Source organism: Phytobacter sp. V69, assembly GCF_965644215.1.
Taxonomy (GTDB): Bacteria; Pseudomonadota; Gammaproteobacteria; order Enterobacterales; family Enterobacteriaceae; genus Phytobacter.
Map to the genome: position 1 here is coordinate 1 of NZ_CBFFRL010000289.1, position 4,324 is coordinate 4,324.

General features: G+C 51.2%; 2 protein-coding genes and 1 pseudogene. 2 read left to right on the forward strand and 1 reads right to left on the reverse strand.

The window, feature by feature from the left end; all coding sequences use genetic code 11:
* Positions 1-106: 106 nt before the first annotated feature.
* Entirely contained in the window at positions 107-1,489 is a 1,383-nt protein-coding gene (gene ygjG, locus ACSZPU_RS23725) for a putrescine aminotransferase (RefSeq protein WP_499003947.1), read from the reverse strand.
* 433 nt (positions 1,490-1,922) lie between these two features.
* Here ygjG and ACSZPU_RS23730 point away from each other — a divergent pair, with 433 nt between their 5' ends.
* Both ACSZPU_RS23730 and ACSZPU_RS23735 read left to right on the forward strand, forming a co-directional pair.
* Positions 1,923-3,443, forward strand: coding sequence for a methyl-accepting chemotaxis protein (locus ACSZPU_RS23730; protein ID WP_499003950.1), 1,521 nt, complete (start codon positions 1,923-1,925; stop codon positions 3,441-3,443).
* A gap of 456 nt (positions 3,444-3,899) precedes the next feature.
* A pseudogene (locus ACSZPU_RS23735) lies at positions 3,900-4,256 on the forward strand (MCP four helix bundle domain-containing protein); the annotation flags it as partial.
* Positions 4,257-4,324: the final 68 nt, after the last annotated feature.

Genomic DNA, 4,324 nt, shown 5'->3' on the forward strand with positions numbered 1-4,324 from the left:
CCATAAATTAACCTGCTTTTGATGTTGGATTGAACATATCAAAATCAGGCAATTACACAATTTTATGTACAGGCTCGGCTTTTCACGCGTTGAACCCGGAACGCGTTTATGATTCCTCGGCTACCGCCACGCGCAGTGCTGCCAGCGCGGTACGCGCCGCTTTCAGCACCTGCTCGCACTGCTCGATAGTCAACGTTAGCGGCGGTTCGATACGAATGGTCTTCGAGTTATTGAGTGTCCCGGCAACCAGTACGCGCTGGCGGAACATTTCGCTCGCAAACGTATAGCCGATTTCGTTATCCACAAACTCAATGGCCATCAGCATCCCTCTGCCGCGCGCGTCCTGCACCAGGTCCGGGTACTCACGTGCCAGCAGACGGAAACCGTCCAGCAGCATATCGCCTTTCTGCTCTGCCTGCGCCGGCAGGTTCTCTTCCAGCAGCACGTTGATAGTCGCCAGCGCGGCCGCACAGGCCAGCGGGTTACCACCAAAGGTGGTGGTGTGCAGGAACGGGTTGTCGAACAGCACGGAGAACACTTCCTCGGTGGCGATCGTGGCGCCAATCGGCATCACGCCGCCGCCCAGCGCTTTGGCGAGGCACAGAATATCCGGGTGCACATTTTCATGCTCACAGGCGAACATTTTGCCCGTACGGCCCATCCCGGTCTGTACTTCATCAAAGATCAGCAGCGCGCCAAACTCATCACACAGCTTACGCACGGCCGGCAAATAACCCTGCGGTGGCAGGATCACGCCGCCTTCACCCTGAATCGGCTCGAGGATCACCGCAGCGACATCATCGCCGGATTTATGACACTCGCTCAGCAGGGTACGCATGGCCTCGATATCGCCAAACGGCACATGACGGAAGCCCGGCAGCAACGGCATAAACGGCTTACGGAAGGTGGATTTCGCCGTCGCAGAAAGTGCGCCTAGCGATTTACCGTGGAATGCGCCGCTGGTGGCGACAAAGGTGAATTTGCCACGCGGCGACTGATACGCTTTGGCGAGCTTTAATGCCGCTTCGACGGATTCCGTGCCGCTGTTGCTAAAGAAGCTGTATTTGAGTTTGCCTGGGGCTAATGCCGCCAGCGTTTTTGCCAGAATCGCCCGCAGTGGGTCGAGGAGTTCCTGGCTGTGCAGAGGTTGTTTTGCGAGTTGATTCTGTACGGCGGATACAACAACTGGATTACGGTGCCCTACATTGAAAATACCAAACCCACCCAGACAATCTAAAAACTCCTGACCCTGAGTGTCGACAAGCGTATTCAGACTTCCCGCTTGCCATTCTACGGCTCCGTAATCCCCGCCAGCGGTGACAGATTTTCGATACTCCAAAAACCCCGGGTTCACATGCTCTTTAAAGTATTCCCTGACCTCTCGGTTCAGTTCTTTCATCTCATCGTGATCAAGCGTTCGCTTCTCAATGAGGTTCAGTGCGTGAGCGCTGCACGCTAATGCCGATGCGCTGGAAGGTAACCTGTTCAAAATGTGCTCCGGGGGCTCGCGTATCACATGATACTGATTTAAGTATTGCAGGGATTGCGCCACATCGAAGCCGCAAACCAAAATCGGGATAAACGCCAGGGAAAATCGCATTTATACGAGATTAGATCCCGGTTCTTACCCTTTGTTACGCCCTGAAATGGAGGAAAAGAAAACAGAATGTGGGTGTTATTTAAACAAAGTGCACCGTAATAGTGCGTGTAACGCCTCATTTTTGCGCAGCGATAAATCAGTAAAATTTGGTAGTTTCAATGCGTTACTATATAAATCAGCAGGTTAAAAACATACAAATAGTGCGGTTTAATCGTGAATTGCGATCTAAATCAAATTTAACAACTAAAGATAAATTAATTAGCGCCGAAATAACATTCGACAAAATTTTTAACAGTCGAATAACTTGCAAAGGATGCTAATCATGTCTGCTCCGCCGTTTGTCACGCAACGGGAATACACCCTTGATGCTGACACCACTCTGATGTCGACCACCGATTTGCAAAGCTATATCACCCACGCTAATGACAACTTCTCACAGGTAAGCGGCTTCCATCTGGATGAGCTGATCGGCCAGCCGCATAACCTGGTACGGCACCCCGATATGCCAAAAGCCGCCTTTGCGGACATGTGGTACACCCTTAAACAGGGCGAGCCCTGGAGCGGTATCGTCAAAAACCGCCGTCAGAATGGTGACCACTACTGGGTCCGGGCTAACGCCGCGCCGATGGTGCGTAACGGCAAACTGACGGGCTATATGTCGATTCGAACCCGCGCCAGCGAAGAAGAGATTGCCGCTGTTACACCTTTATATAAAGCATTGCAGGAAGGGCGAGCCAAAAAGCGTATCCATAAAGGGTTAGTCGTCAGCCGTGGCTGGCTGGGGAAACTCCCGTCCCTGCCGTTACGCTGGCGGGCGCGGGGCGTGATGGCGCTGCTGTGGATGGTGCTGGCCGCAGGGCTGTGGCTGTCCGGGAGCGGCCTTGCGGCGATGGCTCTGAGCGCAGGGATCGTGCTGCTGGGCTGTGCCTGCCTTGAATGGCAAATCATCCGCCCGGTAGAAGAAGTTGCGCGCCAGGCGCTTAGCGTGGCAACCGGTGAGCGCAATAGCGTGACGCACCTGAAACGCAGCGATGAACTGGGACTTACTCTGCGGGCTGTGGGGCAACTGGGATTGATGTGCCGCTGGTTGATTAACGATGTCTCCGGCCAGGTCAGCAGCGTGCACAGCGGCAGCGAAACGCTGGCAAGAGGGAACGAGGATCTGAACGAGCGTACCCGCCAGACGGTAGTCAATGTGCAGCAGACTGTCGCCACGATGAGTCAGATGGCCGCCTCGGTGCAGAACAATTCCCATACTGCGACAGAGGCTGACAAGCTCTCCAGCTCCGCCTGCAATGCGGCGGCGCACGGCGGGAAAGCAATGGAGACCGTGGTGAAGACGATGGATGAGATCGCCGACAGCACCCAGCGTATCGGCTCGATCACTACGTTGATCAATGACATCGCGTTTCAGACCAACATCCTGGCGCTGAATGCGGCGGTGGAAGCTGCCCGTGCCGGTGAACAGGGCAAAGGCTTTGCGGTGGTGGCCGGGGAAGTTCGCCACCTTGCCAGCCGGAGCGCCAGCGCGGCGAATGACATTCGCAAGCTGATTGATGCCAGTGCTAGCAAGGTGCAATCGGGCTATGAGCAGGTTCATGCGGCGGGCAGGACGATGGACGATATCGTCACCCAGGTGCAGAACGTCACCTCTCTGATTGGCCAGATCAGCCAGTCGACGTCTGAGCAGGCACAGGGGCTGTCAGAGCTGACGCACGCGGTGGCTGAACTGAATACCATCGCGCAAAAAAATGCCGGGCTGGTGGCCGAAAACGCCAACGTTTCTTCGATGGTCAAACATCGCGCCAGCCGTCTACAGGACGCGGTTTCCGTACTCCATTAATTCCTTCCTCCTCTCTCTTCGGAGAGAGGACATTCCCTCGTCATATTTAGTTACCCCTAAAGAGTTAGTATGTTACTTTAGTTAATATTATTTGTTCTTCTTGTGTTTATAAATTGTTAATTTAATATTAAATTCAGATCATTTTTTGATCGCTTATATTTATTGCGGTTAAAAACTTTATTCGCAATTAAAGATGGTTAAGCGTTATTAATATTTGTTGCGCAACTTATCTCCTCAGAACATATAACGATCGATAGATCGTTATTAATAGCCGATAACTATCAGAATACTCAATGGTAAAATAAAAAAACGATCAATCTCATAAAGTTAGCGCTAACGTTACCGATAACTTGAAATGGAGATATTATTCAAGTTGTCTCTTTAAAAGCAACGGGTCTAACTATTTTTTAGATATGGTGTTTTTATCAGGATTATAATCATGCACACGGGGAATATATGTTTTTACATGATGTAAAAATTGGCACGAAATTATTTTTCGCGTTCGGATTCTTTATTGTCTTAATGGTGGCCAGCTCTTGTCTTTCACTGTTCAGCCTGAATCGCGCAAATAATGGAATGCAGGATATTGTTCACAACGATTATCCGACTACGGTGAAAGCCAACCAGTTAATCGATAACTTTCAGACTTTTGTCAGCACGCAGCAGCTTATGCTGTTGGACACTGACGGTAAATGGCGGGAAGAATCACAGAAGCAGCTCAGTGAAATTAGCTCGCGGATTACGGTTCTTCTGGAAGATCTGACAAAAAATCTTCCTGAGCCCGAATCGCAAAAAATCCTCGCTGACATTAGATAGTGTCGTCACGAGGATAAAAATCATTGATAATAGGGCCTTCTAATCAGAAGGCCCTATTATCATGA

Coding starts and splice junctions, on each gene's coding strand:
- ACSZPU_RS23730 (WP_499003950.1), top strand. CDS start 1,923: ATGTCTGCTCCGCCGTTTGTCACGCAACGGGAATACACCCTTGATGCT.